The organism is Burkholderia sp. BE17 (genome assembly GCF_009362305.1).
GTDB classification, from domain to species: Bacteria; Pseudomonadota; Gammaproteobacteria; order Burkholderiales; family Burkholderiaceae; genus Burkholderia; species Burkholderia pyrrocinia_C.
On the sequence record NZ_WHNU01000130.1, the window covers coordinates 1 to 328 of the forward strand.

At 64.0% G+C, this 328-nt stretch carries 1 pseudogene; it reads right to left on the bottom strand.

From position 1 onward, the window contains the following. A pseudogene (locus GD429_RS40165) lies at positions 1 to 317 on the bottom strand (hypothetical protein); the annotation flags it as partial. Between the last annotated feature and the right edge of the window lie 11 nt (positions 318 to 328).

The following is a 328-nucleotide window of genomic DNA, read 5'->3' on the forward strand; positions in this document are numbered from 1 at the left end:
ACCGTTACCTTGCCATCCGCACCCACCGTCGAGCCGCCGCCGAGCGCAGTCGCCACGCTTTGCGCCGTGCCGTGTAACTGCGAACCGTTCACCGCATCCGTGCTCGTCGCATTCACCGCGCCTGCCGTCACGTTCTTCAACGCTACCGGGCTCTGCGCATCCGTACCGACCAGCGTCACCGAACCACGATCCACCGTGCCATCCGCCTTGCGGTCATACGTCACTGCCGCAATCGCCTTGCCCGTCTTCTCATCCACCAGCCCGGAGTTCGCCAGATCATCCTTCAGGCCAGCAACGTCCGATGCATTCGTCGTCACTCGACCGTCCA